The sequence below is a fragment of the Actinomyces sp. B33 genome, from assembly GCF_028437565.1.
Lineage (GTDB): Bacteria > Actinomycetota > Actinomycetes > Actinomycetales > Actinomycetaceae > Pauljensenia.
On record NZ_JAMRYR010000002.1, the window covers coordinates 20285 to 36391 of the forward strand.

13 protein-coding genes are annotated in these 16107 nt (G+C 69.5%); 9 read left to right on the forward strand and 4 right to left on the reverse strand.

Annotation, left to right across the window (positions count from 1 at the left end; all coding sequences use genetic code 11):
• Positions 1–41 precede the first annotated feature (41 nt).
• Positions 42–1013, forward strand: a complete 972-nt coding sequence (locus tag M3T53_RS02605; RefSeq protein WP_272432899.1) for a diaminopimelate dehydrogenase — start codon at positions 42–44, stop codon at positions 1011–1013.
• Between the two features lie 929 nt (positions 1014–1942).
• The gene (locus tag M3T53_RS02610; RefSeq protein WP_272432900.1) at positions 1943–3760 is read left to right on the forward strand and encodes a hypothetical protein; all 1818 of its coding nucleotides are present in this window, start codon (positions 1943–1945) and stop codon (positions 3758–3760) included.
• A gap of 469 nt (positions 3761–4229) precedes the next feature.
• Here the strand turns inward: M3T53_RS02610 and M3T53_RS02615 are convergent, their stop codons facing one another.
• Positions 4230–4802 carry a 1-acyl-sn-glycerol-3-phosphate acyltransferase gene (locus M3T53_RS02615; RefSeq protein WP_272432901.1) on the reverse strand — a complete coding sequence of 191 codons (573 nt, stop codon included), beginning with the start codon at positions 4800–4802 and terminating at the stop codon, positions 4230–4232.
• A 280-nt stretch (positions 4803–5082) separates the two neighbouring features.
• Here M3T53_RS02615 and typA point away from each other — a divergent pair, with 280 nt between their 5' ends.
• Positions 5083–7002 carry a translational GTPase TypA gene (typA, locus tag M3T53_RS02620; RefSeq protein ID WP_272432902.1) on the forward strand — a complete coding sequence of 640 codons (1920 nt, stop codon included), beginning with the start codon at positions 5083–5085 and terminating at the stop codon, positions 7000–7002.
• On the opposite strand, the gene M3T53_RS02625 is transcribed toward typA, so the two are convergent.
• On the reverse strand, positions 6965–7222 hold the full coding sequence (locus tag M3T53_RS02625; RefSeq protein ID WP_272432903.1) for a putative acetyltransferase: 258 nt from the start codon (positions 7220–7222) through the stop codon (positions 6965–6967). The genes typA and M3T53_RS02625 overlap by 38 nt on opposite strands.
• Before the next feature lie 159 nt (positions 7223–7381).
• On the opposite strand from M3T53_RS02625, the gene fdxA reads away from it, so the two are divergent.
• From fdxA to M3T53_RS02640, 3 genes are all read left to right on the forward strand, one after another.
• Positions 7382–7723, forward strand: a complete 342-nt coding sequence (fdxA, locus tag M3T53_RS02630; protein WP_272432904.1) for a ferredoxin — start codon at positions 7382–7384, stop codon at positions 7721–7723.
• A 1-nt stretch (position 7724) separates the two neighbouring features.
• Positions 7725–8870: a succinyldiaminopimelate transaminase gene (dapC, locus tag M3T53_RS02635; RefSeq protein WP_272432905.1), complete on the forward strand. Its 1146-nt coding sequence runs from the start codon at positions 7725–7727 to the stop codon at positions 8868–8870.
• Positions 8871–8974: 104 nt separating this feature from the next.
• Positions 8975–10342: a citrate synthase gene (locus M3T53_RS02640; protein WP_442866919.1), complete on the forward strand. Its 1368-nt coding sequence runs from the start codon at positions 8975–8977 to the stop codon at positions 10340–10342.
• A 479-nt stretch (positions 10343–10821) separates the two neighbouring features.
• Here M3T53_RS02640 and dapD read toward each other — a convergent pair whose 3' ends face one another.
• Positions 10822–11802, reverse strand: coding sequence for a 2,3,4,5-tetrahydropyridine-2,6-dicarboxylate N-succinyltransferase (dapD, locus tag M3T53_RS02645; protein WP_272432906.1), 981 nt, complete (start codon positions 11800–11802; stop codon positions 10822–10824).
• A gap of 45 nt (positions 11803–11847) precedes the next feature.
• Positions 11848–12567: a Maf family protein gene (locus tag M3T53_RS02650; protein WP_272432907.1), complete on the reverse strand. Its 720-nt coding sequence runs from the start codon at positions 12565–12567 to the stop codon at positions 11848–11850.
• A 180-nt stretch (positions 12568–12747) separates the two neighbouring features.
• On the opposite strand from M3T53_RS02650, the gene M3T53_RS02655 reads away from it, so the two are divergent.
• The 3 genes from M3T53_RS02655 (at position 12748) to M3T53_RS02665 (ending at position 15981) form a co-directional block, all read left to right on the forward strand.
• A complete protein-coding gene (locus M3T53_RS02655; RefSeq protein ID WP_272432908.1) occupies positions 12748–13800 on the forward strand; it encodes an adenylate/guanylate cyclase domain-containing protein in 1053 nt (350 codons plus the stop codon).
• Between the two features lie 86 nt (positions 13801–13886).
• Positions 13887–14564, forward strand: coding sequence for a response regulator transcription factor (locus tag M3T53_RS02660; protein WP_272432909.1), 678 nt, complete (start codon positions 13887–13889; stop codon positions 14562–14564).
• Between the two features lie 88 nt (positions 14565–14652).
• Positions 14653–15981, forward strand: coding sequence for an ATP-binding protein (locus M3T53_RS02665; RefSeq protein ID WP_272432910.1), 1329 nt, complete (start codon positions 14653–14655; stop codon positions 15979–15981).
• Positions 15982–16107 lie beyond the last annotated feature (126 nt).

The window sequence follows — 16107 nt, forward strand, 5'->3', positions numbered from 1 at the left end:
GCGCCTATGCTCGCCTCGTCCACTACTCACGAGGAGGCCCCATGATCAGGATCGCGATCAACGGATACGGAAACCTCGGCCGCGGCGTCGAGCAGGCCATCGCCCGTAACGACGACATGGAGCTCGTTGTCGTCTTCACCCGGCGCGACCCGTCCTCGGTGATGACGGGCGGCGCTCCGGTCGCCCGCCTCGACGAGGCCTCGGCCTGGGCGGACCGGGTCGACGTGTGCATCAACTGCGGCGGCTCGGCCACCGATCTCATCGAGCAGACCCCGGCGTCGAGCATCCTGTTCCACACCGTCGACTCCTTCGACACCCACGCGCGTATCCCCGAGCACTACGCCGCCGTCGACGCGGCGGCGCGCGCCGCCGGGCGGGTCTCCCTCATCTCGGCGGGATGGGATCCGGGGCTCTTCTCGATGTTGCGCGTCCTCGGCGAGGCCGTCCTGCCGGAGGGCGCCTCGACGACTTTCTGGGGGCCGGGAGTGTCCCAGGGGCATTCGGATGCGCTGCGCCGCATCGACGGGGTCGTTGACGCCAAGCAGTACACGCGGCCGGTTCCTCAGACCGTCGAGGCGGTCAAGGATGGGCGCGAGGTCGAACTGACGACCCGGTCGATGCATACGCGCGACTGCTATGTCGTGGCCGCCGAGGGGGCGGATCGCGATGCCATCGAGCGGCAGATCGTCGAGATGCCGAACTATTTCGCCGATTACGACACGACGGTCACTTTCGTCACGGCCGAGGAGTTGGCCGCCGAGCATGCGGGCATCCCGCACGGGGGGCAGGTGATCCGGCGGGGGCTGACCTCCGAAGGGACGGGGGCGACGGTGGGCTTCGAGCTGGCCCTCGATTCGAATCCGGAGTTCACGGGGTCGGTTCTCGTGGCCGTGGCCCGGGCGGTGGCGCGGATGGCTGCGCGCGGGGAGGTCGGGGCTCGTACGGTCTTCGATGTGACGCTGGGGGACTTGTCGGCGCGCTCCGCCGAGGATCTGCGCGCTCATAGCCTGTGAGAACCGCCGTGTGAGGATTCCCCGGGGGAGTCGGCGGGGCCTGGCGTGCGGTTGCGCGCTGGGCCCCGCGTCGCGCGCTCTCGGCGTCAGTGTGCGCTTCTCACGGCGAGGCGGGGAGGCGAGGCGCGTGCTGATCGTTCGCGCCCCTCGTGCGGGTCGTCTCGTGGCGAGACGCGGTGGTGTCGTCGGTGGTGGGTGCGCCTGGGGGTGCGGGGGTTGTGTCGTGTGAGGAGTGCGACGGCCGTGTGTGGCGGTGATCGATGAGCGCGAGGGGGAGTGCGGGTGTGACCGTCAGGTTGTCGTGTGGGGCGAGTCTGAACAGAGGCTATGTCTGGGCCTGCGCTGCGCGAATCGGGGGGGCTGGCAACTGTCTTTCTCGACGACGCCCTGAAGCCCGCGTTGCGCGAACCCGGGGGCGGGCGGTGCTGGGAACCGGTCCATATCCGCTGTGGTGGGGGCGCGGTGGTGTCACCGGTAATGGGTGCGTCTGGGGGCTGTGAGGCTGGTGGGGAGGGGACGGCAGGCAGGTGCGCGTCCGGGGCGGCGCGTTTCCTCAAGGCCATCGTCGCATCGTCGGTGATCGGTCGCGTTCTGTGGCGTCGCGAGGCGCGGTGGGGTCGCGGCGAGGCCGCCGCCGTGCGGCAGGTATTCGTCAGTGCTTCCGATATGAAACGAGGGAGAGTCGGGGAAAACCCCTGGATTCTATTTCAGGGATGAAATCAGGGTATCCCCTGAATGTTTTCGCCCTCTGAGTCTATTCATCGGTGAGAGCCCTGATTATTCAGGGAATGTGCGGATGTTGTCGATCACTCTTCCATGTTCTTTTCTCATATTTGAAACAGGCGTCGGGTAGTCTTCCGTCGCACGTTGAATCAAGGTCGGGGACAGTGACCCCGAGTGAATACTGAGTGAATACTGTGAGGATCCGCATGAAGCATCAGAGACGCCGTCGATCGATCGGACTGTCTTCCCCGCGCGGCTACGCCGCGGCCGGCCTCTTCGCCGGCGCGTTGATCGTCGCCCCGGCCGCTGCGGCAGTCGCGGCTCCCGCGGAGGACGCCGCCCAGCCTGAGGGCGGGCCCGCCGCCGTCGAAGCCCCCAGCGCGGATCCGGCCGGAGAATCGGAAGCCGATCGCGCCGCGAAGCGCGATCTCGATGCTGCGAAGGCCGATGAGAAGGAAGCCGCCGAGGAATTGGAGCGGGCGACCCAGGCCTCCCAGGAGGCGGCAGCGGCGGCTCGGGAGAGCGCTGATCGTGCCGATGCGGCTGAGGACGCTGCCGAGAAGGCCAGGCAAGATATCGAGCAGCTCGAAGGGGATATCGAGGCCCTGAAAGATGCTGCCGACGCTGACGCTCACCGCTACGTCGAGGCTGAGACTCGGGTGCCTGACGATCTGACGAAGCTCAGGGCTGGTCAGGTTTACGACCAGTCCGTTGAACGGCTCAAGGATTCTCAGGCTGTGGCCGATAAGGCCCAGAAGGAATTGGATGAGCAGCGCGAGAAGACTCTGGAAAAACGTGCGGAGGTTGAGAATATCGCCGATATTCTGACCCAGCTTCGCGATCAGAAGATGGCGCTCGGTGAAGCGTTAGAAGCAGCTGAGAATCGCTTGAGCGAGCTTAAATCCGCTCCGGAGGAAACGTACGGCCCAGCTGATAAAGACAAGATTGAGGAAGAGATTCTCAAGAATAAGGAAAAGCTTGAGAAGCTGACTCTGGATATCGAAGCGCACAATGCGAATTTCGCCCACGCTTTCGGAGAACTTGCGCAGGAAGAGGCGAAGGAGGCCGAGCTCCAGCAAGCCGCGGATGCGGCTGCTGAGAAGCTGACGGAAGCGAAGGCCGGTTTCATTGCTGCTCGGGAGGTTCGCGATTCCGTTCTGCAGAAGATCGCCGAACGGGATCGTTTGAAGAAGGAGTCGGATGACTCTGCCACTCGCGTGGCGGAGGCTGTAGTAGAACTCGACAAGCTTCGCAAGGCCCTCCCTGAAGTCGTTCGCACGGCTGAGGAAACCGCGAAGACGTCGAAGGAACTCGCGGAGCGGGCTGCTGCCGCCGAGGCGCGTCGTGTGGCGGCCGCCCAGGAGCATGACGTGGCGCAGCGCCGCCTCGAGCGCGCGCTGAAGGAGTACGGCTCGAACCGCCCGGGCACGCCGTTGGTGCCGTTGAAGCCGTCGGATCCGGTTAAGCCGGGGTCGCCGTTGGTGCCGTTGAAGCCGTCGGATCCGGTTAAGCCGGGGTCTCCGTTGGTGCCGTTGAAGCCGTCGGATCCGGTTAAGCCGGGGTCGCCGTTGGTGCCGTTGAAGCCGTCGGATCCGGTTAAGCCTGGTACTCCGTTGGTGCCGCTGGGGCCGTCGGATCCGGTTAAGCCTGGTACTCCGTTGGTGCCGCTGGGGCCGTCGGATCCGGTTAAGCCTGGTACTCCGTTGGTGCCGTTGAAGCCGTCGGATCCGGTCAAGCCTGGTACTCCGCTGGTGCCGCTGACTCCCGCTGAACCGGTCGTCCCCGACGCCCCCGCAGCGCCCGAGAAGCCCAGCGCCCCCTCGGCGGCCGATCGGCAGACGCCCGCGTCGGCCCCCGGCCACGCCGCCTCGACAACGGCGGCGGCCGCCGCTCCCGCTCGGGCGGGCCGGACCCTGGCCGCGACCGGTGCTGATGTCGACGACCTCCTGGCCTTCATGGGCATCGCCATCGCCGGAGGCGTCGTCATGCGGCGCGCCCGCGCCTACTACCTCCCCAAGCACTAGGCCCCACGCCTTCGCATCGAGCAAGAGCTCGACACGATGATGCCGCCGTCGCGACCGCGACGGCGGCATCGCTCATGGGAGCGGGCGGATAATACGCAGTCCGCACCGACAGGAACCGCCGATACCGTCCCAGCGCCTCCGCGTGAGCGCGTCGCCGGCCAACCGATATGAGCCGCCCCAGCCCGGCATCCGACTTTCCGCTTACCGCATCACCAGGGCGCTATCCAAGACTTGAGGAGTCGAACCGAAACCGCGTTCTCGATTGTCACGAGGGCGTGCGAGAGTGGTCTTGGTTTCCCCGGAAAACGAATTTCTGGGCCTGTTTTTGGTGGGAAGTGTTCGTTTTCGGGGGAAATGCGGGGGGCGAGAGGTGGGCGGGCGTGGCGGCGAGGTCGCGGGCGTCGGTTTGGCGAGGGAAATGCGGGGGGCGAGAGGCGGGCGGCGCGTCCGCGGACGCGCAGGAGCGCGCCTATTCCTCCTCGGCCCGCAGGCGGGGCGTCGACGCCAATTCGGGCCTGATGCCCTCCTTATCCGCGTAGAACGCGCGGATCACCTCCATATCGGCGCGCACATCGCCCGTCAGCCGGTACGAGCCGCCCCAGCCGAACGTCCTCGTCCTCGAATCGATGAACCCGAACTGGATCGGGGTGCCCGTCTCCACGGCGATCCGGTAGAAACCCGACTTCCAATACGGCCGCGGGCTGCGCGTCCCCTTCGGCGTGATCGCCAGCGCGTAGGAATCGGCGCTCCTGATCCGATCCGAGATCTCGCCGACCATCCCATGCGGATGAGTCCTCTCGACCGCCACCCCGCCGATCGCCCGGATGAACCACCCGAGGACGGGGGCGTGGGCCAGGGAGTCCTTGACGAGGAACTGGAAATCGCGTCCGGCCCTCCACAACGACACCGCCATGAACACCCCGTCCCAGTTCGACGTGTGCGGGGCGCCGACGATGATCACCTTGTCCGGCAGGGGCTCGGCGACGAGGGTCCATCGTGACACGGCCAAGTAGAGGGAGGCGATAGCGCGTTTAAAACCCAAGGGGTGCTCCGGTGGTGGTGCGACGGGGACGTGGGCCTCACCCCGGGACTGGCCCGGGCGTCGGCCGCATGATGACGCCCCCAGGGTAGTCGCCGCATCGCCCCGCGAGCACCGGCGACGACGTGGTGCATGTCGCAAGAACCCGACGAGGGGCGCCTGCGGCGAGCCGATATCCTGGACGCCGTGTCGTCTCGGGGGAAGCCCCCTTATTCGCCGCACACGAGGCCGGCCGCAGCCGACCCGCGCGACGGCGGCCGCCCACTGCTTGAGGAGTACCCACATGTCCACGCGCTCTGATCTGCGCAACGTCGCGATCGTCGCCCACGTCGACCACGGGAAGACCACCCTCGTCGACGCCATGCTCTGGCAGTCCGGCGCCTTCTCCGAACGCGACACCGTCGAGAAGACCGGCGAGAGGGTCATGGACTCCGGCGACCTCGAACGCGAGAAGGGCATCACCATCCTCGCCAAGAACACCGCCGTCCACTACCGGGGACCCGCCGCCCGCGCCCTCGGGCTCGACGACGGCGTGACGATCAACGTCATCGACACCCCCGGCCACGCCGATTTCGGCGGCGAGGTTGAGCGCGGCCTGTCCATGGTCGACGGCGTCGTCCTCATGGTCGACGCCTCCGAGGGGCCCCTGCCCCAAACCCGCTTCGTCCTGCGCAAGGCCCTCCAGGCCCAGCTCCCCGTCGTCGTCGTCGTCAACAAGGTCGACCGCCCCGACTCGCGCATCGACGAGGTCGTCTCCGAGACGACGGACCTCCTCCTCGCCCTCGGCGAGGACCTGATGAACGACGGCGTCGAGACCGACGTCGATTCCCTCCTCGATGTCCCCGTCGTCTACGCCTCCGCCAAGGCCGGCGCCTCCTCGCTGACCAACCCCGGCAACGGCCAGCTGCCCGACGGGGACCTCGAACCCCTTTTCGAGACGATCCTCAGCCGCATCCCCGGCCCCTCCTACGACGAGTCCGCGCCCCTGCAGGCCCACGTCACCAATCTCGACGCCTCCCCCTTCCTCGGGCGCCTCGCCCTCCTGCGCGTCCACAACGGCACTCTCGCCAAGGGGACGGCCGTCGGACTGGCCCGCACCGACGGGACCATCGCGAGCGTCCGCATCACTGAGCTCCTGCGCACCGAGGGCCTCGAACGGGTCAGCGCCGACTCCGCGGGCCCCGGCGAGATCGTCGCCATCGCCGGCATCGACGACATCATGATCGGCGAGACCCTCGTCGACCTCGACGACCCCCGCCCGCTGCCCCTCATCACCGTCGACGACCCGGCGATCTCGATGACCATCGGCATCAACACCTCGCCCATGGCCGGGCGCGTCAAGGGCGCCAAGGTGACGGCCCGCCAGGTCAAGGACCGTCTCGACCGCGAGCTCGTCGGCAACGTCTCCCTCAAAGTCCTGCCCACGGAGCGCCCGGATGCGTGGGAGGTCCAGGGGCGCGGCGAGCTGGCCCTGGCGATCCTCGTCGAGCAGATGCGCCGCGAGGGCTTCGAGCTCACCGTCGGCAAGCCCCAGGTCGTCACCCGCCAGATCGACGGCGTGCGCTGCGAGCCCATGGAGCGCATGACGATCGACATCCCCGAGGAGCACCTCGGCGCCGTCACCCAGCTCATGGCCGCCCGCAAGGGCCGCATGGAGACGATGTCCAACCACGGGTCGGGGTGGATCCGTCTCGAGTTCGTCGTCCCGGCTCGCGGCACCATCGGCCTGCGCACCCGCTTCCTCACCGAGACCCGCGGCACGGGCATCGCCTCGTCAATCGCCGACGGCTACGCCCCCTGGCAGGGCCCCATCGAGCAGCGCCTGACCGGCTCGCTCGTCGCCGACCGCGCCGGGCAGGCCACGCCGTACGCGATGACGAACCTCCAGGAGCGAGGCTCCTTCATCATCGAGCCCTCCTCCGAGGTTTACGAGGGGCAGGTCGTCGGGGAGAACCCCCGCGGCGAGGACATGGACGTCAACATCTGCCGGGAGAAGAAGCAGACGAACACCCGCTCGGCCACCGCCGACGTCTACGAGTCGCTCACCCCGTCGCGCAAACTCACCCTGGAGGAGTCCCTCGAGTTCGCCGCCAACGACGAGTGCGTCGAGGTCACGCCCGAGGCCGTGCGCGTGCGCAAGGTCGTCCTCGACGCCCAGGAGCGCTTCAAGATCGCCGCCCGGGAGCGCCGCGCCCAGAAGTGAGCGGAACCGGCGCGGGCGGCACCCGCTTGCCGGTGACCATCGTCGACGCCTCGACCCGCACGAGGCCCCGCCTCGTCTCGATCGACACGTGGTCCGCGGCGACCTGCACGACCGTGCCGAGCGCGTCGTGCAGACCGTCGGCGAGCCGGTAGCGCAGGACGACCCTCTCGCCCGCCTCCCACTGCATCCACGGCAGGGCGCGGGGATTTGCGTCGCGCACCGGTGACGTATTGGGCGTGCGCGCCGCCGCGCCCTCCCCGGTCGCCTCGGGCGCGTCCGCCCGGCGAGGGGGCCGGTGTGCTGAGGGTCTCGGGCGCGCTGTCGACATAGGGGGATAATAGAACCAGTTCTTCATCCGATGACCGACGAGGAGACGTCAATGACCTACGTCATCGCTCAGCCCTGCGTGGACGTCAAGGACCGCGCGTGCGTCGATGAATGCCCGGTTGACTGCATCTACGAGGGGGCCCGCACCCTCTACATCCACCCCGAGGAGTGCGTCGACTGCGGCGCCTGCGAACCCGTGTGCCCCACCGAGGCGATCTTCTACGAGGACGACCTGCCCGCCGAATGGTCCGACTACTTCCGCGCGAACGCCGACTTCTTCTCGGCCCTCGGCTCCCCGGGCGGAGCCCAGAAGACCGGGCCGCAGGACTACGACGACGAGATGATCGCCGCCCTGCCCCCGCAGAACGCCGATTACCTCGAGGCCAACTCCTGACATGACCCCCCACCTGCCGCGCGGCCTCGGGCTGCCCGACTTCCCCTGGGACCTACTCGACCCCGCCCGGGCCCTCGCGGCCTCCCACCCCGACGGCGCCTGCGACCTGTCCGTCGGCACCCCCGTCGACCCGACGCCCGGATCCATCCGCGACGCCCTCGCCCAGGCCGCCGACGCCCCCGGCTACCCCACGGTCGTCGGCACCGCCGCCGTGCGCGAGGCGATCCTCGCGTGGGGGCGGCGGCGCCGCATGGTCGACGTCGGCCCCGCGGGCGTCCTGCCGACGATCGGCTCGAAAGAGGCGGTCGCCTGGATCCCCCGGCTGCTCGGCGTCGGCCCGGCCGACACCGTCCTCGTCCCCGAGGTCGCCTACTCGACGTACGACATCGGCGCCCGGCTCGCCGGGGCCGCCCCCGTCCCCGTCGATCCGCGCCGTCCCGACGATTGGCCCGACGCGGCCCTCGTCTACCTCAACACCCCCGGCAACCCCGACGGGCACGTCCTGAGCGTCGAGGAGTTGCGCGCCGCCGTCTCCTGGGCGCGCGAGCGCGGCGCCGTCGTCGTCTCCGACGAGTGCTACGCCGCCCTGCCCTGGCAGGCCCCCTGGGTCGACGAGGGCGTCCCCTCCCTCCTCGACGCGCGCGCGTGCGACGGCGACCCCGCCGGCCTGCTCGTCCTCTACTCGCTGTCGAAGCAGTCGAACCTCGCCGGGTACCGCGCCGGCCTCGTCTACGGGGACCCGCGCCTCGTCGCCGCGATCGTCGAGGCGCGCAAGCACGCGGGCCTCATGGTGCCCGCGCCCGTTCAGCACGCGATGGCCGCGGCCCTGATGGACGAGGAGCACGTCGCCGTCCAACGGGAGACGTATCGGCGCCGCCGCCGCCGGCTCCTGGAGGCCGCCGAGGCGGCCGGCTTCGTCAACGACCCCCTCTCCTGCGCGGGACTGTACCTGTGGCTCCACCAGCCCGGCGTCGACGACTCGTGGGAGCTCGTCGACCGCTTCGCCCGACTGGGGATTCTCGTCGCCCCCGGCGACTTCTACGGCGCGGCCGCTCGAGGACGGGTCCGCGTCGCCCTGACGGCCTCCGATGAGAGGATCGACGCCGCCGCGCGGCGGCTGGAGGCTCGGTGGGGGACGGGCTCCTGACCCCGCCCGCGCGGGGGCGGCGCGGACTCGCTACAGTGGGTAAAGATCAGGTCAAGCTCGCCGGGGAGCCCGGCGAGCGCTTCGAGAAGATGGAGACGACCGCCATGACGAGCATCGAGACGACTCAGACCCGCCCCGACGGCATCCTCACCATCGACGACCGGCGGATCGACCTGCCGCGCACGCGAGCGAGCATCGGCACCGACGGCCTGGGGGTCTCGACTCTCATGGCGCAAGGCGACGTCGTCACCCTCGACCCCGGGTTCACCAACACCGCGTCCTGCCAGTCGTCGATCACCTACATCGACGGCGACGCCGGGATCCTGCGCTACCGCGGATACCCCATCGAGCAGCTCGCGAAGAACTCGACCTTCCTGGAGACCGCCTACCTCCTGATCTACGGCGAGCTGCCCAGCCTCGAGCGCTTCGCGGCTTTCGAGCGCGACGTCAAGGGGCACTCCCTGCTCCACGAGAACTTCCTGTCGTTCTTCACCTCCTTCCCGCACCGCGGGCATCCGATGGCGATCCTCCAGGCGGGCGTCGCGGGCATGGCGACCTATTACGAGGACACCCTCGATCCGCGCGACCCCGAGCAGCTCGACACCGCCCTCGTCCTCCTCCTGGCGAAGATGCCGACGATGATCGCCTACATCGCCAAGCGCGCCGCCGGCCTGCCCCTGACCTATCCGGACGCCCAGGCTGGCTACACCGAGGACTTCCTCAAGATGACCTTCGGGATGCCCTATCAGGCGTACGACATCGATCCGGCGCTGATCCGCGCCCTCGACATGCTGCTGATCCTCCACGCCGATCACGAGCAGAACTGCTCGACGTCGACGGTGCGGCTCGTCGGGTCGTCTCAGGCCAATCTGTACGCGTCGGTCGCCTCGGGGGTCGGGGCCCTCGCCGGACCGCTCCACGGGGGGGCGAATGAGGCGGTGCTGCGGATGCTCCATCAGATCCGCGATACGGGCGAGCCTGTCCAGAGCTTCGTCGACAAGGTGAAGAACAAGGTCGAGGGCGCCCGGCTCATGGGGTTCGGGCACCGGGTCTACAAGAACTACGATCCGCGCGCGGCGATCGTCAAGGAGACCGCGCACGACGTGCTGGCGCGCCTGGGCAAGAGGGACGAGCTGCTCGACATCGCGATGGAGCTGGAGGAGATCGCCCTGTCGGACGACTACTTCAAGGAGCGCCGCCTCTACCCGAACGTGGACTTCTACACGGGGCTGATCTACTCGGCGATGGGCTTCACGACGAAGATGTTCACCCCGTTGTTCGCTCTGGGACGCCTGCCCGGGTGGATCGCCCAGTACGTGGAGATGGCGCACGATCCGGCGACGAAGATCGGGCGCCCCCGTCAGGTCTACGTCGGCGAGGTCGAGCGCGATTACGTGCTGCCCGAGCGGCGCGCGACGGCGGGCGAGGACCGTTGCGGGGGTTTCGGGGCCAGTGGCGGTCCGCGTCTGTGAACGGGATGTGAGCAGGAGGCCGGGCAGCGGCGTCAATACTGGCCTGATCCTGTGGATCGGTCAGCTGCTCTATCCACAAGCAGGATGTGGAGACTCGTGCGGCCGGTGTTTCAACTCTCAAAGAAATGAGCTCTGACCAGGGCGTTTGTAGCCTCGTTATTGATCCGTTATATTCACATCCCATGTGACAACGGCCTCGGTGACGACCTCCGCCCCTCCCGTTGATACGGGGACGGGCCCGTGAGGATTCGACGAGCCGCACGGAGGCGGGGGCTGACCCTGTTGAGAGGCGTCCGCGGCGCAGCCGGGGCATCGCGGCGTTCCGGCTCTCGCGAGGATTCCATGGGAGCCTCGGCTCATTGCGCTATCGCGCGTCCACTGCGCGTCCTCGGCGCGGGAGGCGAGCGGACGAAGCCGAACGACGACGCCGGCAGGGGCCTTCACGCCCCCATCGGTTCACGGCATCGGCCCGACGTCGATCACGGAGTCGTCGGCCGCTCGCGCTGCTCGATCGACTTGCCGCCGCGCGCCAGCGCCTCGATGCGACCCGACTGCGAATTACGGCGGAACAGGACGTTCGACGCCCCCGCCAGATCGCGAGCCGCGCACGTGCGCGGCTCGGCGAACAGGCCGTTCGATCCGGGAATCACGCCCCCCGACTCGAGCACCGTGATCTTCGCCCCGGGCGTCAGGTACAGGCCGGCCTCGACGACGCAGTCATCCCCCAGGGGAATCCCCAAACCGGCGTTCGCCCCCAGCAGGCAGCGTTCGCCCAGGCTCACCCGCTGGCGGCCGGCCCCCGAGAGCATCCCCATCGTCGACGCGCCGCCGCCGATGTCCGACCCGTCGCCGACGACGACGCCCCGGGCGATCCGCCCCTCGACCATCGACCGGCCCAGCGTCCCCGCGTTGAAGTTGACGAAGCCGGCGTGCATGACGGTCGTGCCCTCCGCCAGATAGGCGCCCAGGCGGACCTTCGCGCCGTCGGCGATGCGCACCCCCGTGGGGACGACGTAGTTGACCATCGGCGGGAACTTATCGACGCCCTGGACCGTCACCGGATGACCGAGCTTGGCCCGCAGGCGCAGTCGCGTCTCCTCGAAGTCCTCCGCCGGGCACGGCCCCTCCGACGTCCACACGACATTCGGCAGGCGGGAGAACACCCCGTCGAGATTGATCGAATTCGGCACGACGAGCCGGTGGGAGAGCAGATGGAGGCGCAGATAGGTGCCGGCCGTCGAATTCGGCTGATCCTCCAAATCCGACTTGCACGTGACGACCGTCGTGTGGACGCCGCGCGCCTCGTCCTTGCGCTCCATGCGGGTCAGGGTCTCGAGCAGATCGGCGTCGTCGCCGGGCTGCATGACGCCCAGGTGGGGGCGCGGGTACCAGACGTCGAGCGTCCGGCCGTCATCCGTCATTGTCGCGAGGCCGATGCCCCAGGCTTTCGTCGTGTCCATGTCGCCACTGTAGGGCGCAACCGGCCCGACGGCGCGTTGATCGGGCTAACGGTTCAGATCCCACAGGTCGGGCCAGAAGACCCCCAGGTCGGCGGCCATATCGCGCAGGAGCGGCAAGGAGATCCCCACGACCGAATGAGGGTCGCCCTCGACGCCGCGGACGAACGGGCCGCCCAGCCCGTCGATCGTGAAGGAGCCCGCGACACGGAGGGGCTCGCCGGTCGCCACATAGGCGTCGATCTCCGCGTCGCTCATCGACCCGAAGACCACGCGCGTCGAGGCGTCCCGGGCATCGGCGCCCAGGACCGTCCGCCCCGTCGCGGGCGAGGCGCCGTCCGGGTCGGGCCGATCCGAGCCGGCGGCGGGGGAGACGAGGGCGACGGCGTGCCCCGTCCACAGGACCGCGGTCCTCCCGCGCATCTCCCGGATCCGCTGGACGGCGATCTCGGGGGTTCCCGGCTTGCCGACCATCCGGCCGCCGATCTCCAGCATCGAGTCGCAGCCGACGACGAGGAGGGGCTCGTCCTCGGGTATTCCCGGCAGGGGAGCGGCCAGGAGGTCCTCGACGACGCGATCGCGTTTGGCGACAGCCAGGGCCGTCACCTCCTCGGCGGGGGAGGCCCCTCCGAAGGGGCCCCTCTCCCGCGCGAGGCCGGCGAGGACGGCGTCCTCGTCGACATGGGAGACCCGCACCAGCGGGGTGACGCCGGCCGAGACGAGAGTGGCCCTGCGGGCGGGCGAGCGAGAGGCGAGGAGAAGGCGCATGGCGTCATTGTCCCAGGTCGGCGACCAGAGCGCGGAGCGGCGTCCGACGCCTTTTCCTGGCAAAACGTGATCTGGGCTACTACGATCGGGGCAGTGAGAGCGCTCGCGCCCGTCGTGGCCGGGTGCGACAGTGGTCGCGACGAGCACTGAGACGAGGCAGGCGAATCGGAAGGAGACGGCATGGGAGTGCCGCTGGACCCCGCTGCCCTCCGTGTCGACAAGAGCGCGTCGGCGGGCGACGGGACGACCATCGACTCCTACCGCGACAGCCTCCTGGGGGGGCGGCGCCTGTACACCGCCCGCCAGCTCGCCGAGGGCGCCGGGATCCCCCTGGAGAGAGTCCACGAGTTCTGGAGCGCGATGGGGTTCCCCAACCCCGACCCCGACGACGTCGCCTACACCGAGCGCGACCGCGACGTGTTCGCCCAGTGGAGCCGGCTCATCGCCTCCGGCGTCGTCGACTACGCCACCAGCCGTTCGCTCCTGCGGGCCAACGCCCACCTGTCCGACCGTCTCAGCCTGTGGCAGTTCGAGGCGCTCGTCGAGGACGCCGTCCGGCGCCTCGATCTCGACGACACGACCGCCCGCCTCTACGTCCTCGACCACATGCGCGACAAGATCGACGTCTTCGAGCGGGCGTTCACCCACTCCTGGCAGCGGCAGATGGAGTCCCTCCTGACCCGCCTCGACAAGGAGGTCGCCCAACGGGGACGCGAGAACCCCCGCGCGCGCTTCCCCCTGACCCGCTCCCTCGGTTTCGTCGACATGGTGTCCTTCACCTCGTCGTCGGCGATCCTCGGCGACGCGCTCGTCGGCCTCATCGAGCGGTTCGAGGAGGAGAGCCGCAACGCCATCACCGAGGCCGGCGGCCGGGTCGTCAAGATGATCGGCGACGCCGTCCTGTACATCGCCGACGACTTGGAGACGGGCCTGCGGGTCGCGACCTCCCTCATCGAGCGGCTGAGCGCCGACGACGAGATCCTCCCGGTGAGGGCCTCCTTCGTGCGCGGGGACGTGTTCTCCCGATCGGGCGACGTCTTCGGGCCGACGGTGAATCTCGCCTCGCGCCTCGTCGACATCGCGCCCGTCGGCAGGATCCTCACCGACCCTGCGACGGCGACCGCCGTCGTCGCCGGCGACGCGGGGGAGGGGTACCTCGTCGAGGAGTTCCCCACCGCCGAACTGCGCGGATTCGGCCCCGTCGCCCCCTATCTCCTCTCCGCCGTCAACTGATCCGGCGCTCGCGGAGGCCTGTGCGCCCGCAGTCTTCTTGGTCAAGAAAGATGAAAGAAAACATCGAAGACGGCTAAGATGATCGCGTGACTACTGTTCTCCTCGTTGAAGACGACCCCGCGATCTCCGAGCCCCTCGCCCGAGCGCTCGGCCGCGAGGGCTACGCCGTGCGCGCGCACGGCACCGGTCGCGGCGCCCTGAATGAGATCGATGGCGCCGACCTCGTCGTCCTCGACCTCGGCCTGCCCGACCTCGACGGCCTCGACGTCGCCCGGGAGATCCGCAACTCCGGGAGCGCCGTGCCGATCCTCATCCTCACGGCCCGCACCGACGAGGTCGACATGGTCGTCGGCCTCGACGCCGGCGCCGACGACTACGTGACCAAGCCCTTCCGCCTCGCCGAGCTCCTCGCCCGCGTCCGCGCCCTCCTGCGCCGACGCGGCCCCGAATCCGTCGACCCCGACCTGACCGCCCAGGACATCCGCCTCGACGTCGCCGCCCACCGCGCCTTCTCCGGAGACCGCGAGCTCCAGCTCACCGCCAAGGAGTTCGACCTCCTGCGCGTCCTCCTGCGGGACGCCGGCTCGGTCGTCGAGCGCGAGGCCCTTATGCGCGAGGTCTGGGGCTCCGACCCCTCGGGCTCGACGAAAACCCTCGACATGCACGTCTCGTGGCTGCGCCGCAAGCTCGGCGACGACGCCGCCCACCCCCACTACATCACCACCGTGCGGGGCATGGGCTTCCGCTTCGAGACCGACGTCTGACCCGGCCGCCCGCCGCCGCCTCGGGACGCGCGCCCGCTCGGCGCCGGCCCCGTCCCGCATGTGATCACGACCAGGCAGGAGGACTCCCATGCGCAAACGGGCCGTGCGGATGATCCTCACCGCCGTCACCACCGTGTCCCTCCTCCTCGGGGTGCCCGGCGCCCTCGGGGCGTCCACCGCCGTGTGGATCTCCGATCAGCAGAGCCTCCAGACCCGGGCCGACACCCTCCTGCGCGTCATCGACCGGCGCATCGAATTCGACGGCCCCGAGACCATCGGCCCCGGGTCCATCGAATCGTGGTCCCAGCCCGTCGACGGCCAGGCGCGCGCCCGAACCTCCGTGACGATCCGCGGGCGGGGGCTCATCAGCGCCGGCAACGACATCACCGGACCGACGATGACCACCATCGTCTCGGCCCCCTCCGGCACCTCCGTGCGCATGGAAGTCTCCGCGATCCCAACGATCCGCCGGATCGGCCTGATCTGCGCCCTCTTCATCGCCGGCATGGGGGCCGCCATGATCGTCGGCGGCGTGATGGCCGCGCGCCTGTCGCGCAGGCTCTCCGCCCCGCTGATCTACCTCGCCGCCCAGGCCGAGCAGATCGGATCGGGTCAGGTCCGGGCCCGCGTCAAGCCCTCCGGCATCGAGGAGATCGACCTCGTCCAGGAAGAACTCGTCCGAACCGGCGAGCGCATGGCCGGACGGCTCGCCGCCGAACGGCAGTTCGCCGCCGACGCCTCCCACCAGCTGCGTACCCCCCTGACGGCCCTGTCGATGCGCCTGGAGGAGATCGAGATGATCTCCACCGAGGCGCAGGTGCGCGACGAGGCGCGAACCTGCCTCGAACAGGTCGAGCGCATGACCGCCGTCGTCTCCGAGCTCCTCGACACGAACGCCCGCGCCGCCGGACAGACCGAGGCGATCCACATCCTCGAGGTCTTCAACGCCCAACGCGAGGAATGGGAGGAGCCCTTCGATCGGGCCGGGCGCCCCCTCGTGTTCCTCGACGAGGCGGAGGTGCCGGTTCTCGCCGATGGCGGCAAGCTCTCCCAGGTGCTCGCCACCCTCATCGAGAACTCCCTGCACTACGGGGCCGGCACCACCCGGGTCCTCGCCCGGGCCAGCGCGAACAAGCGCGGCGTCGTCATCGAGGTGAGCGACGAGGGCGACGGCGTCGACGAGTCCCTCGCGCCCGACATCTTCCTTAAAGGGGTCTCCGGATACGGGTCCACCGGCATCGGCCTGGCCCTGGCGACGGACCTGACGAACGCCATGGGAGGGCGACTCGAACTGGCCCAGACGAGCCCCCCCGTCTTCGCCGTGTCCCTCGCCGCCATCCCCGCGGCCCTCGACCCCGACCGGGTCATGCCCGAAGGGCCCGTCGTCTCGATGGGGCGCCGTTCCCGGCGCTTCTGACACCCCGCGAACGAGGCGGAGGCGCCCCTCGTGGAGGACCCCGCCTCCGCGCCCCCGGGCCCCGCTGCCCGCCCCCCGCACCCGTCAGGCCCCCGTGAGGCGCACCCCATCGAGCGCCGCCCCTCC

Bases quoted from the DNA above. Each gene is read 5' to 3' on its own strand.
- dapC (WP_272432905.1), top strand. From the start codon at position 7,725: ATGACCCCCCACCTGCCGCGCGGCCTCGGGCTGCCCGACTTCCCCTGG.
- M3T53_RS02640 (WP_442866919.1), top strand. From the start codon at position 8,975: ATGACGAGCATCGAGACGACTCAGACCCGCCCCGACGGCATCCTCACC.
- M3T53_RS02655 (WP_272432908.1), top strand. From the start codon at position 12,748: ATGGGAGTGCCGCTGGACCCCGCTGCCCTCCGTGTCGACAAGAGCGCG.
- M3T53_RS02665 (WP_272432910.1), top strand. From the start codon at position 14,653: ATGCGCAAACGGGCCGTGCGGATGATCCTCACCGCCGTCACCACCGTG.
- M3T53_RS02605 (WP_272432899.1), top strand. From the start codon at position 42: ATGATCAGGATCGCGATCAACGGATACGGAAACCTCGGCCGCGGCGTC.
- typA (WP_272432902.1), top strand. From the start codon at position 5,083: ATGTCCACGCGCTCTGATCTGCGCAACGTCGCGATCGTCGCCCACGTC.
- M3T53_RS02650 (WP_272432907.1), bottom strand. From the start codon at position 12,567: ATGCGCCTTCTCCTCGCCTCTCGCTCGCCCGCCCGCAGGGCCACTCTC.
- dapD (WP_272432906.1), bottom strand. From the start codon at position 11,802: ATGGACACGACGAAAGCCTGGGGCATCGGCCTCGCGACAATGACGGAT.
- M3T53_RS02610 (WP_272432900.1), top strand. From the start codon at position 1,943: ATGAAGCATCAGAGACGCCGTCGATCGATCGGACTGTCTTCCCCGCGC.
- fdxA (WP_272432904.1), top strand. From the start codon at position 7,382: ATGACCTACGTCATCGCTCAGCCCTGCGTGGACGTCAAGGACCGCGCG.